The organism is [Actinomadura] parvosata subsp. kistnae (assembly GCF_900323885.1).
Lineage (GTDB): Bacteria > Actinomycetota > Actinomycetes > Streptosporangiales > Streptosporangiaceae > Nonomuraea > Nonomuraea composti.
The window spans coordinates 470,509-488,661 of record NZ_OOHJ01000023.1 but is presented as its reverse complement, the minus strand read 5'-3'; the positions used below and the strand labels follow the sequence as shown (position 1 = coordinate 488,661).

Genomic DNA, 18,153 nt, shown 5'->3' with positions numbered 1-18,153 from the left:
TGTGCGATCAGGTCGTGTCGCGGGCGCCCACGGTGATCACGCCGGCCGTGTGCAAAGTGGTCAGCAGGGTCCAGTCGTCGGCCGGGTCGAGCCAGACCTGCAGCTCCGCAGGGCCGGACGGTCTCGGCAGCGCCCCGTCGGGCGCGTAGAAGGAGGCGACCAGGACGAGCGGGACCGGGGCCGTCCAGCTGGCCGGGGCCGGGGGCTCGTGGCGGCCGCCGAGCAGCACCGCGCGTTCCGCCTCGGCGCATGCCTCGAGCCGGCCGGCCGCGAGCCGGGCCTGCAGCCTGACCTGGACGTCCAGGGCGAGCTCCAGCCGCGCCGCCGCCCGTTCGGCGGCGGTGGCGAGGCCGGGGTAGCCGGGCACGAGCATGCCGACGAGCTCGGACGGCTCGTCGGCGTAGCCGCGCAGGGCGCCGCCCGCGTGGATCATCTCGTAGCGGTAGGGACGGCCCGCCGCGTTCACCGGTGCCGGGGGCGGCGCCTCGGCCTCCGGGACGTTGCGAATGATCACGGTCATGGGGCCGGTGTCCCGTCCGGTGACTCGTCCTCCTGCGGATCGGCCCAGCGCGTGATCGCGTACAGGGCGGTGAGCTGCTCCTTGTCGGCGGCGCGCCAGAAGAGCTCGTCCATCAGCCGCCTGAAGGACAGGCTGCCCTCCGGCGTGGCGTCCGCCGCCGAACCGAAAGGACGCAGCCCGGCGTGGGCGCCCAGGGCGTCGTGCCGGCCGTCGTTCGGCGGCAGGTCCAGGATCGCGTTGCGGAACGCCGCCTCGACCAGCGCGAGCGACACCTTCACCTGCGACTGGATCACGGCGGGATCGAGCGAGCCGTCCCACATCCGGAACTCGATGTGGTCCGTCGGCCGCCCCGCCACGCCGAAGGTGTTCACCGCCGACTCGCGCCCGTGCACACCGGTCACCTGCGCGATCGAGCTGTAGCCCGTGGACGGCGGCGGGTGGGGGCGGCACCACTTCTGCCCCCGGTGGCCCTCCTGCTCCGGATTGTGCCCGAGCCGGTAGAGCGTGTCGGTGTGCCGGCCCGCGTAGTCCAGCACGCTGGTGTAGTTCGCCACGATGTGGTCGTAGTCGTGCGTGCTCACGTGGATGTGCCCGCCCGTCCTGACGCTCGCGACGCCGCCGTGTGCCCGGATGATCTCGCAGGCCAGGCGGAGGTTCTCCCACGTCTCCGGCTCGTCGTACAGGATGGGCGAGACCAGCTCCCCCAGGACGGTGCCGTCCTTCTCCAGCAGCCACAGGCCGCGCCCGCCGGGCGGGCCGGAGCGGTAGCCCCTGTCCCTGGAGGTGTGGTAGGCGTGCGCGGAGGCGTCGGCCGTCAGGCCGGCGTCGTGCAGGGCGCGGGGAATGGCCAGCGCCCGGTCGGTCATGACGCCGCCCGGCAGGTCGTACTCGATCTCGAGGCCGAAGCCGCGCCCGCCGTCGCGCGCTCCCAGGGAGGCGGTGGCGTTCTCGTACAAGTAGGGGATCACCTCCTCGCCCGCGAGGCCGCGCGCGACCGCCCGGTCGTAGGCCCTTCTGTAGGCGGCGAAGTCGCGGGTGAACGACACCTCGGGCGCGTCCGGCCAGCGCTGCCACGCCCGCGCGCGGGCCTCCAGCGAGGCGATCATCCGCCGCTCGGCGATGATCCGCGGGTCCGTGCCGAAGGCTGGCGCCAGAGCGCGGCGCAACCGCGACCGGTTCTGGTGGTGTTCCCGCTGGGCCTGGGCGTGGTGCGCGCTGGCCGCCTCCCTGGCCTCCCGCACGGCCGAAGGGGACAGGTCGTGCAGGCTCCTCGGGCTCCCCCACCCGTTCGGGGTGCTGCTTCCGTCCACGCGCGGTGCGGGGGTTTCGCCCACGGCCCGGGACGGCGCCAACGCGTCCAGCACCTGCTGCCGGTCGATCGGGCCGAAGAGGTCGAGGCCGCTCCGCCCGGCCTCGGCCGTCCGCCGGGCCAGCTCTTCCACGGAGTGGCCGAGCCCCGCCTGGTCGGCCAGGCGGCGCAGCGGGTCGAACACCCAGATCCGGGACGGCGACTCCGCGGCGGTGATCTCGGCGAGCCGGGCCAGCGCCCGCGCCTCGGCGTCGGCCGTTCGCGGGAGGCCGTACTCGGTGGCGAGGCGCAGCCCGTCCCACAGGTAGGGGTCCCGCGACCGGTGCGCGGTCAGCAGCTCGATCAGCTCGCGCACGCCGGCGGCGTGCGCCGAGCCGGGCGCGTCCCCGGCCAGGCGGAGGAGCTGCTCGACCGAGCCCGCCTGGCCGACCTCCGTGGCCAGGCGCTCCAGCGGCAGGACGACCCGCCGTCCCATGCCCGTCTCCGGATGCCGCACGATGTCGTTCAGGGACGCGAGCAGCCGGGTGCCGTCGTCGCCGAGGCCGGTCAGGTTGTAGTTGTCGGCCACCAGCAGGCCGTCCCACAGCCGCGGATCGGTCTCCCGGAAGCTCCGCATGGCCTCCTGGAAGGCGTGCTCCCCGGTCGTCGCCGCAGGCAGGAAGCCGTGGTCGTGCGCCGACCGCACGAGCGGGAGCAGCTGCCCGACGGTCTGCACCCCGGCGCTCTGCATCAGGGGCCGGGTGAACGCGCTGACCGTGCTCGCCGTGACCAGGGGCCCCATCGCCTCCACGATGATCCCGGCCGCGCGCGCGTCCCCGGCGGTCGTGGTGGGCAGCACGGCCCGGTGCAGGTGGCCGAGCCAGCGGTGGCGATCCGCCGCCATCGTCCTGGCGAGCACGTCGGCCACCTCGGCGCGGCCGCGGGCGGCCTCCGGGGCCATGCCCTGGCTCTGGGCCTCGCGGTAGAGGTCGACCAGGGCGTCGATGTCGCGGCGCGCGCCGAAGAGCTGCGTCGCCAGGTCGTCGACGGCCCTGGTCGCGTTCTCCGCGCGCAGGCTCGTGCTCATCGTGGCCAGCGTGGCGGCGGTCGCGTCGCTTCGGTCCTGGACGGGCAGGCCCCGCATGATGTGCCGGCCGTGCTCCAGAAGTTGCGGGTCCGGCGGGCCGTCGTCCGTGTGCCGGCCGTTGAGCAGCTGTTCGATGCGGTTCTGCGCGCCGTCGCCGGGCGTCCAGCGGTGGACGATCGCCGCGGCCTCGGCGAAGTTGCGCGGGCGCGGATCCGCGATGGGAGCGTATCCGTCGGACAGGCGGTCACCGGGGGCCGGGCGGGCCGCCGGTACCGGGGGCGGCTCCGACTGTCCGGGATGCGGCCGGGCAGTCGTGGACGCCTGCTGGTCCGGCACCGGGTGGGTGCCGCGGTCCGGTGGGACGTGCACCGGACCGCGCTCGGCGACGGCGGGACCGGACGCAGGCCGCTCCACTGATCCGCCCGCCACGTGCGTCGGTGAGGGAGGTAGCGGCGTGTCGCGGCGCCGGACGACCTCGCCCACGATCGTCTCGCCCCGAGGCGGCGGAAGCGTGCCGCTCCCCGTCTCGCCCGCCGGCGAAGGCGAGCGGTCACCGACCGACCCGATGCCGCCGTCGTGCGGCGGGTCCTGCCCATGACGGGCGAGGGTCGTGCCGTCGTGCGGCCCGGGAGGCGAGCCGCCGGGCCGCCCGCCGAGCTCGGCGGCGTCCGGCAGCGGCCGGTAGCTCACCCTGGCCGAAGCCGGCACGTCCAGGCCGCCCGCGACGCCCGACAGGAACGTGTACCCGAGGTGCGCGGCGTCGAGCTGCCCGCTGAGCGCCAGCCCGGGGACCGCGCCGGCGGTGCCCGTCACGCCGCCCAGCAGCGCCTGGCCGTACATGCTCTGGCCGAGCGCCACGACCTTGTCGCGGACGGCGAGCTCGGTCTTGGAGGCGACGTACACCATCTCCCGGCTCAGCAGCCGCGACAGCCCCGCGTTCGCGCCGGCGAAGAGCGCCCCGGTCAGCGCGCCGCTGCCGGCCGACATGGCCAGCGAGGCGTAGTCGAAGTCGCCCGCCTCACGCACGCCCCAGAGCTGCTGGGCCACCTGCACGCCGAGGTCCAGGCCGCCCATGATGCCGCCGAACCGCAGCATGTCGATCAGGACGAGCCGCTTCAGCGTCTGGATGCTCACCCTGGTCAGCAGCGTGTGGTGCTGGATCAGCCCGAGCACGGCGGGGCCGTTCACGTAGATCCAGACCAGCAGCCTGACGATCATCGCGCCGAGCAGCGCCAGCGACGCGTAGATCATCCATTCGGTGTGCTGCATCCGCACGCCGTGCTCGCGCAGCGACCGCGCCTCCTCCCGCAGCGCCTGCTCCAGCAGGTCGAGCAGGGCCTGCGGGGAGCCTGGCCTGTCGTCGTTCCCGCTGAGAGCGGCGAAGACCTGCTCGAACGTCTCCTTCGCGGCCCCCTTCCAGACCCCGTCGCGCAGCAGCCGCATGACCGCGCCCGCGTCGTCGGCCCTGATCTCGGCCAGGGTGTCGGCGAGCTCCTCCATGGTCCGCGCCTCGGCGATGATCCCGGCGACGTCGGCCTCGGGCAGCGCCCCGCCCGTCAGCGGCTGCGCGATCGGCCTGACCACCTCGGGCACCCGGCTGAGGTCGAGCCCCATCTAGGACGTTCCGGGCCGGGGCAGGAAGGACTCGAAGCCGGTCCCGTCCCCGAACAGGTCCTCGAACGGCAGGTCAGGGACGAGGGGCGCCATCAGCTCCTTCAGCTCACCGGAGACCTGCCGGGTGGCGTCGCCGATCTGCGCCACGATCGTGTCGGACAGCTCCGACGGCGACAGCTTGCGGTAGACGCGCGGGTCGAGGTCGATCGTGCGCACCTCGCCGCGCGGGCCGACGGTGACGGTCACCATGCCGTCCTTCGACGTGGCCGTCGCCGACAGGTCCCGCATCCTCTCCTGCATCCGTCTGAGCTGCTCGGTCTGCTGGTCGACCTCCTGGACGAGCTGCTCCAGCAGCCGCCACTGCTCATCCGACGCCATTCGCCGACTCCACATCCGCCACTCGAACCTCAAGGGCCTCCAGACTGTCCCATCCTCTCCCACTTTCGCGGCCTAGATCCACATTTAGCGGGCGATAACGGGCTACGCTGCTGTTTGATGGAGTTCGACGGGGTCGTCTACAGCAAGAGCGAGCTGCGCCGCCTGGCGCGCGGGACGAGCGACGTGGCGGGCCGCGTGTCCGGCACCGGCGCCCGCTACGAGACGTCCGCGAGCGCCGCCCGCACGGCCGTGGGCGACGACGACTACGGCCGCGGCTACCGACAGGCGCGCGGGACCCGGCTCGACGCCATCGGCGCCGGCCTGGATTTGCTGGCCGGCGCGCTCGGCCGGCAGGAGTCCCGGCTGCTGCGCGCACTGCGCACCTACCGCGACGGCGACGACGCCTCGACGATCCGCGGCTGACGACGGTGGGACGGCGTTCGGCCACTGGACGGCGACGTCCAACCGCTCGACGCCTGCCGGGGAGAGCCGACCAGGGCCAGGTGGCTCCGGTGACGTTTCGCGATCACGACCGGCTCACGCGCCGGACGCGGCCGGGAACCCGTCACGGGGGGCAGGTGTCCCGGTAGGGCAGCGCCTGCAGGTAGCGGCCCCACTGGTCGCGATCCAGGCCGCCGCCGGTGACCAGGCAGACCGTCTCGTCGAGGTGGGCGCGCAGGGCGTACGTCGGCCGCAGGTCCCACAGGACGACGTCGCCCCTGGCGCCCGCGGTGGCCAGCAGCTCCCCCTCGCGGTCGAACACCAGGTGCCCGACGGTGTCCAGGTTGTCGGCCAGCGCCGTGCCGAGCCGCCGGGGCAGGATCCGGTTGCCGAGGTCCCACAGGTAGGCGTTGCCGTCGATGCCTCCCGTCGCCATGATGTCGGTCGAGGGAGCGAACGCCATGTTGATCGACATGAGGCTGCCGTGCGGGGTGAGCGGGTCGCCGAGGCGCCGCAGGCGGGCCGGGTCACCGGCGTCCCAGAGGATGGCCACCCCGTCGCGGTCGCCCGTGACGAGCAGGTCGCCCGCCGGTGACAGCGCCGCGCTCTGCACCTCGGCCGCGTGGCCCACGAGGGCCGGGCCGACGCGGCGAGGGTGGTGGGGGTCGGTGAGGTCCCACAGCCGGGCGCCGTCCGGATCCCCGGGCCCGTCCGTCGGTCGGCCGGGCCGCGCCTCGGCGGCACCGTTGGAGCCACCTGTCTGAGTCGGTGAGACGGCCGGCTGAGCGACGGCCGGCGTCGCGTACGTGCCGGATCCGCGGACGACGGCCAGCACGCGGCCGTCCCTCACCTGCCGGATGGCGAGCACGCCCTCCTCGTCGAGGACGTGCGCGATCTGCCGGGGCCGGGCGGGGTCCCGCACGTCCCAGAAGATCGTCGCCTGGTCGCCGGCCACGATGAGCGTCCTGCCGCCGTCCGTGAACAGCAGGGAGCGGATGATGTTCGTCGGCCCGGTGAGCGCGGTCCGCAGGCGGCGGGGGCGGGCGCAGTCGGTCAGGTCCCACAGGAAGACGTTCTGGTCGACGCCGCCGGTGGCCAGGATCCTGCCGTCGGGGGCGAAGGCGACGCCCTCGATCCCCTCGCCGGTGTGCCCCTTCAGCACGGCCAGCCGGCGCGGCCGGGCGCGGTCGGCGATGTCCCATACCTCGACGGTGCTGTCGCGGCCGCTGGTCGCGACCATCGTGGCGTCGGCCGACATGGCCAGGCCGTAGATGTCGGGGTAGCGGCCCTCCTGGTGTCCCACGAACGGGCGGCCGAAGGCGCGCGGGCGGCCGGCGCGGTCCAGGTTCCAGAGGGTGACGTGGCCGTCCTCGCTCCCGCTGGCGACCATGCCGCCGTCCGGGGAGAACGTCATGGTCGTGTCGTTACGCCCGGCGACCAGCCGTTCGGTCCGGTTGGGAAAGTCCGGATAGGTGACGTCCCAGAGCAGCAGGCCGGTGTCGCGGCCGCCGGTCGTGGCCAGGGTCGCGCCTCGAGGGGAGAACCGCACCCGGGAGCCCAACGCGACACGGACGACGTCACGGGCGGCCCGCGGTTCGGCCGGGTCGCTCACGTTCCACAGCGCGATGCCGCGCAGCGTCCCGCTCACGGCGAGCATCCTGCCGTCGGGCGAGAAGGCGAGATTGTCCACCAGGTCCCTGTGCGGGGGCGGGATGCGGCCGAGCAGCCGCGGCGCCTTCCGTCCGCCGACGTCCCAGAGCGTGACCGGCTTCTCGCCGCCTCCGCCGGCGGCGATCGTGGCGCCGTCCGCGGAGAACGCCAGGGCGGAGACCTCCCCGCCGTTGACGTCGATCGCGCGCCCGAGCCTGCGGATCCGGCCGGGCTCGCGCAGGTCCCAGAGCTGGAGCCGGGGCTGGTCCTTCCATGAGGTGGCCAGCACGGCGCCGTCCGGCGACACCCACGCGCCGCCCTGGCGGTACCTCTTGCCCGCCACCGGCGTGCCCAGCTTGCGGGGGCGCGCCGGGTCGCGCAGGTCCCAGATCACGACCTCGCCGCCGGAGCCGACGGTGACGAGGCGACCGCCGTCCGCCGAGAAGGTGACGGTGGCGGGGGACTCGAAGGCGATGAACGGCGCGCCGGCCTGCCGGGGCCGCAGCGGGTCGCGCACGTCCCACAGCATGATGGTGCCGTTGGTGAAGCCGGCGGCGAGGTGGCGGCCGTCGGCGGAGTAGTCCAGCGAGTGGACCTGGTCGCGCACGCCGGTGAGCTGCCCGGCGTACGGCGTGGTGGTGATCGCCTCCTGCAGCGAGGAGTACGTCTCGGCGTCGCCGTGGACACGGTGCGCGGCGACCATGAGCATCAGCGCGGTCCTGGGGTCGGAGCCCAGAGCCGCCTCGGCCTTGGCGACGAGCTGCCGGGCCAGGGCGACGCGCAGCCGTTCCTGCGCCAGGGTGGCCTGCTGACGCGCCGCGCCGCCCTGCACCAGGGCGACGTTGGCGAGGACGAGGGCGGCCAGGAACAGCGCCGACAGGGCGGCGAGGGTGAGGCGCCGCTGCCGCCTGCCGCGGGTGTCCGCGCGGACGGCGGCGTCCAGGAACAGGCGCGGGGCGCCGGCGAGCGGGCCGTCCTGCCAGCGTGTCCGGGCGTGCAGGACGGCGGCCAGCCGCTCGCCCCGATACAGGTACGAGGGGTCGCGGCCGTTCCGCTCCCAGTCCTCGGCGTCCTCCAGCAGCTGGCCGCGCAGGGCGTGCCCGGCCAGGTCGGCCTCCAGCCAGCCGTGCAGGCGGGGCCAGCGCTGCAGCAGGGCGTCGTGGGCGATCTGCACCGATCCCGCGTCGATGACGATCAGGCGGCGCCGGGCGAACACCTCCAGCACCTCGTCCAGCGCGGCGCCGCCGTCCAGCTGCGTCAGGGCGGTGCGGGTCGCCGGGCGGCGGGTCAGCCGCGCCTCCCCCGAGACGGCGGTCAGCCGCTGGAACAGCCGGCGGGCCAGCTCCCGCCGGCTGGGGTCAAGGCTGTCATAGGCGGCCTCCGCGCTGCTCGCGACGGCATGGGTGACGCCGCCGGTGACCGCGTATCCCCGGTGGGTCAGCCGTCGGTCCTCGCGGTGCTCCCAGACGGTGAGCATCGTCTGGGACAGCAGCGGCAGGACGCCCGCGTCGAACGTGCCGGACGAGGAGCGCAGCTCGCCGAGGATCGTGTCGGCCAGGCCCGCCTCGACGTCGAGCCCGGCGGCGTGGGCCGGCACCGTGATCGCGGCCCGCAGCTCGGGCTCCGTCATCGGGCCGAGGACGAACGGCCCCTCCCGCAGGGCGGTCACGAGCTCCGGGTGGTCGGCGCACTTGTCGATCACGTCGCCCCGGACCGCGATCAGCACGAGCGCGGGGGGCAGGCCGGCGGCCCCGGCCGGGACGGTCGCGGCGGCGTGCAACGCGGTGACGAACGCGGCCCGCTCGGCGGCGGCCTCCTCGCTCTCGTCCGCGAACACCTCCTCGAACTGGTCCACCACCAGGATCAGCCGGCAGCCGGCGGTGACCTCGGCGGGCAGCTCCCGCCTGCGCGCGTCGGTGTCCACCGCCTGCCGGGCCAGCAGGGACGCGTCCTGCGGGGCACGCCGGAGCGCCGCCAGCACCGTCGGGGCGTCCAGCCCGGCCAGCCCCGCCAGCAGCGAGGCCAGCACGGACAGCGGAGAGCGGGTCGGCCGGTCCAGGACGTGCCGCGGCCAGTGCCGGGCCTGCCCGGACAGGTCGCCGCGGGCGATCGCCGCGAACAGCCCGGCGCGCAGCAACGAGGACTTGCCCGCTCCGGACGCGCCGGTCACCACCACCAGGCCGGGCCCGGCCAGCCGCTCGGACAGCATGCCGGCCAGCTGCGAGGTGACGACTTCGCGCCCGGCGAACACCCCGGCGTCCGCCTCCGTGTACGTGGCCAGCCCCTTGTACGGGCTCCCGCCGGACCAGCCCGGCCCGCCTGCCTCCTGCGGCGCGTCCGCCCGCCGCGTCCGCCTCTCGATCACCGCCAGTTGCTCCAGCAGCAGCCGGGTGTCGGTCGCCTGCCGGTACTGCAGGCCCACCGCCACCTGCAGCTGGGCCCGCTGCTGGTCCACGCCTTCGCGGATCGACCTCAGCCGGTCGTCCACCTCCGACAGCACGAACGCGAACTCGGTGAACTCGGCACCCAGCTCGGAGAGCCCCTCGGCCAGCGCCACCTGCAGTTCCCGGTTGCCGGTGCGCACGGCCTCCTCGATCGCCGCGCCGACCAGCCCGTGCTCGCGCAGCAGTCGCGCGATCTCCGCGCGCAGTTCGGTGGCGTCCTGCCCGCCGGCCTCCAGCGCCTCCCGGATGCGGCGCTCCAGCTCGTTCTCGAGGGCGTCCCGCGACGGCTCGCCGCCCGCGCGTCTGAGGCTGTCCAGGCCGGCCCGCACCACGTCGGTCAGCAGGTTCCCACCGACCGCGGTGACCGCCCCGATCGCGGCCACGGCGAGCGCCGAACCGCCCAGCGCCGGGACGAGCAGCGGCGCGAAGGCCCCGGCCGACAGCACCGCGAGCAGCGCCGGCGGGGTCCACTCCCGGGCCCGTGCCGTGGCCGAACGCATCGCCCGGGCGACGCCGCCGCGCATGGACGCCGACGGATCCGCCCCGTCCCGCTCATCGCTCACATAGGGGTATCGCATCCGGGGCGGCCGGCATCACGCCTCGTCTCCCGCGGGGTTCTGACGCTCCGGCCGCCGCGGCCGTAGGGCTGCTTCTGCCCGGCCACGCCGATCGTCTCCCGCTCCGCCATTGCCGCCCCTCTCATCCCCAGTGTGCACCTGGCCGAACAAGCTCACGCTGTGGCGGCGCGGACGCTCGGCCGCAACGCCTTGCGCGAGAACACGCTCGCGCGATTCCGGAAGGCCGGCGACGAGACGTCACACAACCCTCCCTGTGTCAAAACAGCCGATGCCGGGAAATTCTCTAGACAACCTGGAGCTCATGGAGGCGCGCTTGAGCACCAAGGACGCTGTGGCGCTCCTTGCCGGAGCCGTCATCGTCGTTTCCTTCATCGGCAGTGCCAAGACCCCGCCGGCGACGGCGGCCAGCCCTCTGGGCAACGTCAGCGGCACTCTGCCGGGTCTGGCACCCATCGTCTCCGACGCGGAGAAGTCGGAGGCACGGGGGCTCATCAAGCGGCTGCGGGTCAAGGCGCTCGGCCCCAACACCGGTTACGAGCGCACCCGGTACGGCGAGAACTGGGCCGACGACGCGATCGGGGTGCCGTACGCGCGCAACGGCTGCCGTACCCGCGACGACCTGCTGGCCCGTGACGGGCGGAACGTGAAGTTCAGGGCGGGCTCCGACTGCGAGGTCGTCTCGATGGAGCTGACCGACCCCTACACCGGGCGGCTCATCTACTGGCACAAGGACAACGCGGACGAGGTGCAGGTCGATCATGTGGTGCCGCTGAACTACGGGTGGCGGATGGGCGCGCCGAAGTGGCCGATGGCGAAGCGGCTCGACTTCGCCAACGACCCGCTGAACCTGCTGCCCGTCGACGGCGACGCCAACGAGCAGAAGGACGCCTCGGGGCCGGCGAGCTGGCTGCCGCCGCGCCGGGAGGTGCGCTGCGCCTACGTCACCCGGTGGGCCCAGGTGGCGCTCAAGTACGACATTCCCGTCACGCCGCCCGACAAGAAGACGATGCTGGCGCAGTGCCGGTGACCGGGGGCGGCTATCGCGGGTCGATCCAGGTGAAGCCCCGCGTGAAGGTGCGCTCGGCCAGCACCTTCTGCCCGGCCGTGTTGGGGTGGAAGTAGTCCCACTTGCTGACGTGGTCGAGGGTGAACGGGTAGGAGAAGACGGCTCCGCCGTCGGTGCGGCAGCGCGGCCCGTACGCGGCGCAGGCCCCGGCGGCGGCCCGGTTGTAGGCGATCACGCGGGCCCGCACCCGGGAGCGGCGCTGCTCGTCGGCGCGCGCGGTGGAGGAGGGAGCGGCCAGCATCGACTGGCACAGGCGGGCGGTCGTCCAGAACGTGCGCGCCAGCGCGTTGTCCTTGCCGACCTGCCACAGCCGGCGCACGTCGGGGACACTGGCGAAGAAGACGCGGGCCCCGGGCACGCCGGAGCGCAGTGCGGCCAGCGCCGCGTCGAGGCGCTTGCGGTAGGTGACGACGGGGGTCATCGCCTGCTCGGTACGGGTGCACGCGTCTTGCGCGCCTATGAGAATCGTCACGTAGTCGGCCCTGGCCGCGATCGCCTGGCGCATCTGCCCGAGCAGGTCGGCGCTGGTCGCGCCGGGGGCGGCGAAGGTGAGGTTGTGGTTGTGGAGCGTTCCAGAGAGCTTGGCCAGGCGGGCATAGTGGCTGGCGACCTCGCCGTTGTCACCGGTGGACCAGGAGCGGGCGGTGCAGGAGACGTAGAAGCCGCAGGCGTTGAAGCCGGTGGAGATGGAGTCGCCGAGCGCGGCCATGACGCGGGGCACGGGCTGCGCGGAGGCGGCGGAGGCGGGGAGGGGGCCCGAAGCGGTGAGGACGACGGCGGCGGCCAGCGCGGGCCCCAGGCGAGCGATCATGGGCTCCAAGGTAGGGAGCCGATGATCGGCTCACCATGGCCTCGGGGCAAGGTCTGCCAGTTCAGGACCGACTTCATATCGCCGCTTGACAGGCCAGACCGAATCTGGTCCGTCCCAATACTCCTGGACACCCGGTTTTTTCTGGCTTCTTTGCCCGTAACCCCGCATTCACGGGGGTCCGAGTCGAACGTGTTCAGTTCCCGCATAGAGTGTCTTGGGTGAGTGTCGCGCTCGGAACAACCCGCCCGCTGCCGGTTCGCACCACCCCTGTTGGCGACCCCGGTGACCTGCTGGCTTCCCTCCCCCGTACGGCCCCCTACGCGTGGATCAGGAATGGAGAGGGCCTCGTCGGATGGGGAGAGGCGGCCCGCGTGGCCGTGCCCCCGGGGCCCGGCCGGTTCGCCTGGGCCCGCCAGTGGCTGGCCACCGTGCTCGGGGACGCGCAGGTGCACGACGACGTACGCACCCCCGGCTCCGGCGCGGTCGCCTTCGGCAGCTTCACCTTCGACGAAGACTCCCACGGCTCCGTTCTCGTGGTCCCGCGGGCCGTGCTCGCCCGCCGCGACGGCCACGCCTGGCTGACCACGGTCGGCGAAGCGCCGCTGGAGTCGTTCACCCCGGTCCGCGACCCGGGCCGCATCAGCTACGGTGACGGCAGCCTCACCGCCCCCGAGTGGGAGCACGTGGTGGCGCGGGCCGCGCGGCGCATCCGCGAGGGCGAGCTGGAGAAGGTGGTGCTGGCCCGCGACCTCGTCGCCACCGCCGAGCGGCCCATCGACGTGCGGCTGCTGCTGTCGCGGCTGGCCGCCCGCTACCCCGAGTGCTACACGTTCTCGGTGGCGGGCCTGGTCGGGGCCACGCCCGAGCTGCTGATCCGGCGCACGGGGCAGGAGATCGAGTCGCTGGTGCTGGCCGGCACCACCGCGCGCGGCACCGGCCCCGCCGACGACCTCGCGCGCGGTGCGGCGCTGTTCGCCTCGGCGAAGGACCGGCACGAGCACGAGTGCGCGATCGCCTCCGTGCGCCACACGCTGGCGCCCCTGTGCTCCTCGCTCACCACGCCCGACGAGCCCGAGCTGCTGGTCCTGCCCAATGTGCAGCACCTGGCCAGCCACGTCACCGGGCGGCTGGCCGACGGGGCGTCGGTGCTCGACGTGGTGGCCGCGATGCACCCGACGGCGGCCGTCGGCGGCACCCCGACCAAGACCGCGATCCAGGTCATCCGCGAGCTGGAAGGCATGGACCGCGCCGGTTACGCCGGCCCCGTCGGCTGGATCGACGCCAACGGCGACGGCGAGTGGGGCATCGCGCTGCGGTCGGGGCAGGTGCAGGGGCGGCGGGCGCGGCTGTTCGCGGGCGGCGGCATCATGGGCGACTCCGACCCGGCGGCGGAGCTGGCCGAGGCGCAGGCGAAGTTCCGCGTGATGCAGTACGCCCTGGAAGGCTGATCGGTCAGGTAGGCGCGTGGAGGCTCACGCCGGCACGTGGAGGTCTTCGCCGAGGTCCACGCGGGCCCGGCCGGCCGTCAGGGTGGCCACCCAGTCGGTGAAGGCGGCCACCTCGTCGGCGCCGACCGCGACGTCGAAGGTGACCTCGCCCGCGTACGTCACCTCCCGCACCGCGTGGCGCGAGGCCCGCAGGTCGTTCTCCACCCGCCCGGCCTGGTCGTGCGCGACGGCCACGCGCACGAGCCTGGCCGGCACCATGCGCACGGGCTCGGCCCGGTCGAGCGCCTCGGTGACGGCCGAGCCGTAGGCGCGCACCAGCCCGCCCGCCCCGAGCAGGGTGCCGCCGAAGTAACGCGTCACCACCGCCACCACGTCGCTGAACCCGCGGCCCACCAGCGCCTGCACCATGGGCGTGCCCGCGGTGCCGCCCGGCTCGCCGTCGTCGTCGCCCTTCTGGATGCGCTCCCCGATCACGTACGCGGTGCAGTTGTGGGTGGCGGCGGGATGCTCGGCGCGCCGCCGCGCGATGAACGCGGCGGCCTCCTCGACCGTGCGCGCCGGGGCCACCGCGCAGATGAAGCGCGAGCGCCGCGCCTCGGTCTCGTGCTCGACGACGGTCTTGAGTGTGAGGTACGGGGCAGGCACAGTCGCAAGGGTATGCCCTCGCCGCCGCGGCTCCGCGAGCTACCATCGCGTCATCCGTAAGGACCTACGGGAGGGTCTCATGGACACTGCGGACGACGTCATGCCCTTCGTCACGGCGGCGATCGACGCCTACGGCACGGGTGTGCTGGCCAAGACCAGCGAGCTGGCCGCGGACACGGAGGTGGCCCGCGGCTCGCGCATCCTGCAGCGGGTCTTCGGCCGGGGAGACGAGCGCGCCCACGGGGTGATCGGCCGGGTGGCCGGCGCCAAGCCCGACGACGAGTCGGGCCGGGCCGCGTTGCGAAGCGCGATCATGGAGGAGTTCCGGGCGGACCCGCTGTTGCGGCGGGAGGTGGCCGCGATGCTCGCCAGGGTCACCGCCGCCGGGGAGCGTCCGGTGGCCGTCGGGGGTGAGCACCTGGCCGAGTCGGGCCACTGACCCCTGCGGGATGCACTGCCGGGCGCGTCGTGGTGTGCGGGCCGCACACCACGGCCGCTCCATTCGCCCCTTACGGTGCATTCCATGAGCTATCGCGTCGCCATGGACATCGGCGGCACCTTCACCGACGTCGTGTGCTACGACGAGCGGACGGGTGCCGTGACGGCCTCGAAGGCGCCCACCACTCCGGGGGATCTGGCCGACGGCGTGTTCGCCGCGCTCGGCCGGGTCGTGGACGATCCGGCCGGCATCTCGTTCTTCGTGCACGGCACCACTCAGGGGCTCAACGCGCTGCTGGAGCGCAAGGGCGCCCGGGTGCTGCTGCTGGCGAGCAGGGGCGGGCGGGACGTCTACCAGATCGCCCGGGGCAACCGGGACCGCATGTTCGACCTGCGTTACCGCAAGCCCGAGCCGCTGGTGCCGCGCCAGGACGTCATGGAGGCCGGCGGCCGGCTCGACTACCAGGGGCGGGAGCTGGCGCCGCTGGACGAGGAGTCGGTGCGGGCGGCGGCGCGGCGGGCGCGCGCCGAGGGGTTCGACGCGGTGGCGGTCTGCCTGCTGTTCTCCTACGTCAACCCGGCGCACGAGGTCAGGGCGGGCGAGATCCTGCGGGCCGAGCTGGGCGAGGACGTGCTGGTGGTGCTCTCGCACGAGGTGGCGCGGGAGTGGCGGGAGTACGAGCGGACGTCGTCGGCGGTGCTGGAGGCGTACACGGGGCCGGTGGTGCGCCGCTACCTGGCCGGGATCGAGCGGCGCTTCGCCGAGCGCGGGCTGGCGGTGCCGGTGCACGTGATGCAGTCGTCGGGCGGGCTGGTCAACGCCTCGTACGCGATGCGCCGCCCGCTGCAGACGCTGCTGTCGGGCCCGGTCGGCGGGACGATGGGCGGGGTGGCCGCCTCCCGGCTGCTCGATCACCGCAACGTGATCTGCGTGGACATGGGCGGCACGTCGTTCGACGTGTCGCTGGTCGTGGACGGCCGGCCCGACGTCAGCAGCGAGGCGCGCATCGAGGGCTACCCGGTGCTGATGCCGATCGTGAACCTGCACACGATCGGCGCGGGCGGCGGCTCCCTCGCCTACGCCGAGGCGGGGGCGCTGCGGGTCGGCCCCGAGTCGGCCGGCGCGGTGCCGGGGCCGGCCTGCTACGGCAGGGGCGGCACCCAGCCGACCGTCACCGACGCGAACGTGGTGCTGGGGCGGGTGGATCCGGCGTGGTTCGCCGGCGGGCTGATGACGCTGGACACCGAGGCCGCCGGCGTGGCGGTGGCGGAGCTGGCCGGGGAGCTGGGGCTGGATCCGCTGGCGCTGGCCGAGGGCATCTGCGACGTGGCCAACGCCAAGATGGCGCAGGCGATCCGGACGCTGACGGTGGAGCACGGGGTGGAGCCCCGGGAGTTCGCGCTGGTGGCGTTCGGCGGGGCGGGGGCGATGCACGCGGCGTTCATCGCGCGGGAGCTGGGCATCTCCGAGGTGGTGGTGCCGCGCTTCCCGGGGGCGTTCTCGGCGTGGGGGATGCTGGAGGCGGAGGTACGCAGGGATCTGACGCATCCGTACTTCCGGCCGCAGGACACCCTCGACGGCGCCGACATGTCCCGAAATCTCGCGGCATTGGAGCGGGAAGCGCTCGACGCGCTCGCCGGGCAGGGCGTTCCCGGCGAGCGGCGGCGGGTGGAGCACGCCGTGGACCTGCGCTACGAAGGCCAGGACTACACGCTCACCATCCCCCTGCGCGACGCCGCCGAGCCGGCCGAGCCCGGCTTCCTCGCGCGGCTCGCCGCCCGCTACGCCGAGGCGCACACCGCCCGGTACGGGCACGCCACCCCCGAGGCGCCCGTCGAGCTGGTCATGCTGCGCAGCACCGGGTTCGGCTCGTTCCCGCGCACCGCCGCCCCGGCCGCCGTCACCGCCGAGAGCGCGGCCCCCGACGTACGGGACGTCATCTTCGACGGCGCGGTGCACCGCACCCCCGTGCTGCGCCGCGCCGGCCTGGAGGGCGAGCTGGCCGGCCCCGCCATCGTGGTGGAGGAGACCGCGACCACGGTCATCCCGCCCGGCTGCGTGGCCACCGTGGACGACAACGGCTTCCTCATCATGAAAGTGAACGCGTGATCGACCCCGTCACCACAGAGATCATCCGCTGCGCGCTGCTCCAGGCCGCCGAGGACATGAACACCACCCTCATCCGCAGCTCCTACACCCCCGTCATCTACGAGGCCAAGGACTGCGCCGTCGCGCTGCTCGACCGCGACCACAACGTGCTCGGCCAGTCGTCCGGGCTGCCGATCTTCCTCGGCAACCTGGAGGTGTGCACCCGCGAGACCGAGCGCCTGTACGGGCGGGAGGTCTGGCAGGAGGGCGACGTGTGGGTGCTCAACGACTCCTACATCGGCGGCACCCACCTCAACGACGTCACCGTCTACGGGCCGATCTTCTGCGACGGCGAACTGGCCGGGTTCGCCGCGTCGCGGGCGCACTGGCTGGACGTCGGCTCCAAGGACCCCGGCGGCTCCATGGACTCCACCTCCATCTTCCAGGAGGGCCTGCGGCTGGGCCCGGTGAAGGTGTACGCGGGCGGCGAGCCCTGCCGCGACCTGCACGAGGTCATCTCCCGCAACGTCCGCTTCCCCCACGCCACCCTCGGCGACCTGCGCGCCCAGGTGAGCTGCGCGATGACCGGCCAGCGGCGGCTGCGCGAGATCGTCTCCCGCTGGGGCCTGGACGCGGTGCACGCCGCCCGCGACGAGATCTTCGCCCAGACCGAGCGCATGGAACGCGCCGCCATCGCCGCCATCCCCGACGGCGTGTACGCGGCCTCCGGCTTCCTCGACAACGACGGCATCGACCTCCACACCCCGCTGCCCGTGACCGTGACCGTCACGGTGTCCGGCGAGAGCATGCACGTGGACCTGACCGACTGCGCCGACCAGGCGCTCGGCCCCATCAACTGCGGCGCCGCCCAGGCCGTGGCCGCCGTCCGGGTCGGCTACAAGCTGCTGGTCTCCGGCGACGTGCCGCTCAACGGCGGCTCCTTCCGCCCCCTGTCGGTCGAGACCAGGCCCGGCTCCATGCTGGCCGCCGAGTCGCCCGCCGCCTGCCAGTACTACTACTCCCACCTGGGGCTGCTCATCGACCTGGTGGTCAAGGCCCTGGCCCCGGCGATGCCGGACAAGGCGGCCGCGGCCTCGTACGGAGACTCGATGATCGTGCAGTTCACCGGCACGGACCCGCGCACCGGCAAGCTGTACGTCTCCCAGGAGGCCACCGTCGGCGGCTGGGGCGCCTGGGACGGCGGCGACGGCGAGACCTGCCTGATCAACAACGTCAACGGCTCGCTGCGCGACATGCCGATCGAGGTCCTGGAGACCCTGTTCCCCGTCCGCGTCACCCGCTACGAGATCCGCCCCGGCACCGGCGGCGCCGGTCAGTGGCGCGGCGGGAACGGGGTGGTGCGGGAGTACGAGTTCTGCGGCGACACGTCGCTGTCGCTGTGGTTCGAACGCTCGGTCACCCCGGCCTGGGGCCTGGCCGGCGGCCACGCGGGCGCACCCCCGCGCGTCACCCTCAACCCGGGCACGCCCGGGGAACGCGAGATGCTCAAGGCGAACGCGCTGCCGGTCAGGGCGGGGGACGTGCTGCGGTGCGAGTCGGGCGGAGGCGGCGGCTACGGCCCACCGGAGCTGCGCGACCCCGAGGCGACGGCGGCCGACCTGGCCCAGGGCATGGTCACCGGCTGACCTGCACCCT

Annotated in this window: 12 protein-coding genes; 6 read left to right on the top strand and 6 right to left on the bottom strand. The window is 74.0% G+C overall.

Annotated features, from left to right (window positions below; all coding sequences use genetic code 11):
* Window positions 1-7: 7 nt before the first annotated feature.
* The 3 genes from KIS93_RS53695 to KIS93_RS53685 are packed head-to-tail and all read right to left on the bottom strand — an operon-like array spanning window position 8 to window position 4,887.
* Window positions 8-520: a hypothetical protein gene (locus KIS93_RS53695; protein ID WP_080037652.1), complete on the bottom strand. Its 513-nt coding sequence runs from the start codon at window positions 518-520 to the stop codon at window positions 8-10.
* Window positions 517-4,509, bottom strand: a complete 3,993-nt coding sequence (locus KIS93_RS53690) for a hypothetical protein (protein WP_080037651.1) — start codon at window positions 4,507-4,509, stop codon at window positions 517-519. The genes KIS93_RS53695 and KIS93_RS53690 overlap by 4 nt, the downstream gene beginning before the upstream one ends.
* Window positions 4,510-4,887 (bottom strand): YbaB/EbfC family nucleoid-associated protein, encoded by a 378-nt coding sequence (locus KIS93_RS53685; protein WP_080037650.1) that lies wholly within the window; start codon window positions 4,885-4,887, stop codon window positions 4,510-4,512.
* A 117-nt stretch (window positions 4,888-5,004) separates the two neighbouring features.
* On the opposite strand from KIS93_RS53685, the gene KIS93_RS53680 reads away from it, so the two are divergent.
* The gene (locus tag KIS93_RS53680) at window positions 5,005-5,310 is read left to right on the top strand and encodes a hypothetical protein (protein WP_080037649.1); all 306 of its coding nucleotides are present in this window, start codon (window positions 5,005-5,007) and stop codon (window positions 5,308-5,310) included.
* 142 nt (window positions 5,311-5,452) lie between these two features.
* Here KIS93_RS53680 and KIS93_RS53675 read toward each other — a convergent pair whose 3' ends face one another.
* Window positions 5,453-9,985 carry an nSTAND1 domain-containing NTPase gene (locus KIS93_RS53675; protein WP_080037648.1) on the bottom strand — a complete coding sequence of 1,511 codons (4,533 nt, stop codon included), beginning with the start codon at window positions 9,983-9,985 and terminating at the stop codon, window positions 5,453-5,455.
* A gap of 328 nt (window positions 9,986-10,313) precedes the next feature.
* Between KIS93_RS53675 and KIS93_RS53670 the strand changes: the two genes are divergently transcribed.
* Entirely contained in the window at window positions 10,314-11,027 is a 714-nt protein-coding gene (locus tag KIS93_RS53670; protein WP_222107992.1) for an HNH endonuclease family protein, read from the top strand.
* Window positions 11,028-11,037: 10 nt separating this feature from the next.
* On the opposite strand, the gene KIS93_RS53665 is transcribed toward KIS93_RS53670, so the two are convergent.
* Complete coding sequence (locus KIS93_RS53665; RefSeq protein ID WP_080037646.1) at window positions 11,038-11,877, bottom strand: GDSL-type esterase/lipase family protein; 840 nt, start codon at window positions 11,875-11,877, stop codon at window positions 11,038-11,040.
* Between the two features lie 218 nt (window positions 11,878-12,095).
* Here KIS93_RS53665 and KIS93_RS53660 point away from each other — a divergent pair, with 218 nt between their 5' ends.
* Complete coding sequence (locus tag KIS93_RS53660; protein WP_080037645.1) at window positions 12,096-13,325, top strand: isochorismate synthase; 1,230 nt, start codon at window positions 12,096-12,098, stop codon at window positions 13,323-13,325.
* A gap of 24 nt (window positions 13,326-13,349) precedes the next feature.
* On the opposite strand, the gene KIS93_RS53655 is transcribed toward KIS93_RS53660, so the two are convergent.
* Entirely contained in the window at window positions 13,350-13,970 is a 621-nt protein-coding gene (locus KIS93_RS53655) for a YigZ family protein (protein ID WP_080037644.1), read from the bottom strand.
* A 79-nt stretch (window positions 13,971-14,049) separates the two neighbouring features.
* Between KIS93_RS53655 and KIS93_RS53650 the strand changes: the two genes are divergently transcribed.
* From KIS93_RS53650 to KIS93_RS53640, 3 genes are all read left to right on the top strand, one after another.
* Complete coding sequence (locus KIS93_RS53650) at window positions 14,050-14,409, top strand: hypothetical protein (RefSeq protein WP_080037643.1); 360 nt, start codon at window positions 14,050-14,052, stop codon at window positions 14,407-14,409.
* 84 nt (window positions 14,410-14,493) lie between these two features.
* A complete protein-coding gene (locus tag KIS93_RS53645; protein ID WP_080037642.1) occupies window positions 14,494-16,518 on the top strand; it encodes a hydantoinase/oxoprolinase family protein in 2,025 nt (674 codons plus the stop codon).
* Window positions 16,515-18,143: a hydantoinase B/oxoprolinase family protein gene (locus KIS93_RS53640; protein WP_080037641.1), complete on the top strand. Its 1,629-nt coding sequence runs from the start codon at window positions 16,515-16,517 to the stop codon at window positions 18,141-18,143. The genes KIS93_RS53645 and KIS93_RS53640 overlap by 4 nt, the downstream gene beginning before the upstream one ends.
* Window positions 18,144-18,153 lie beyond the last annotated feature (10 nt).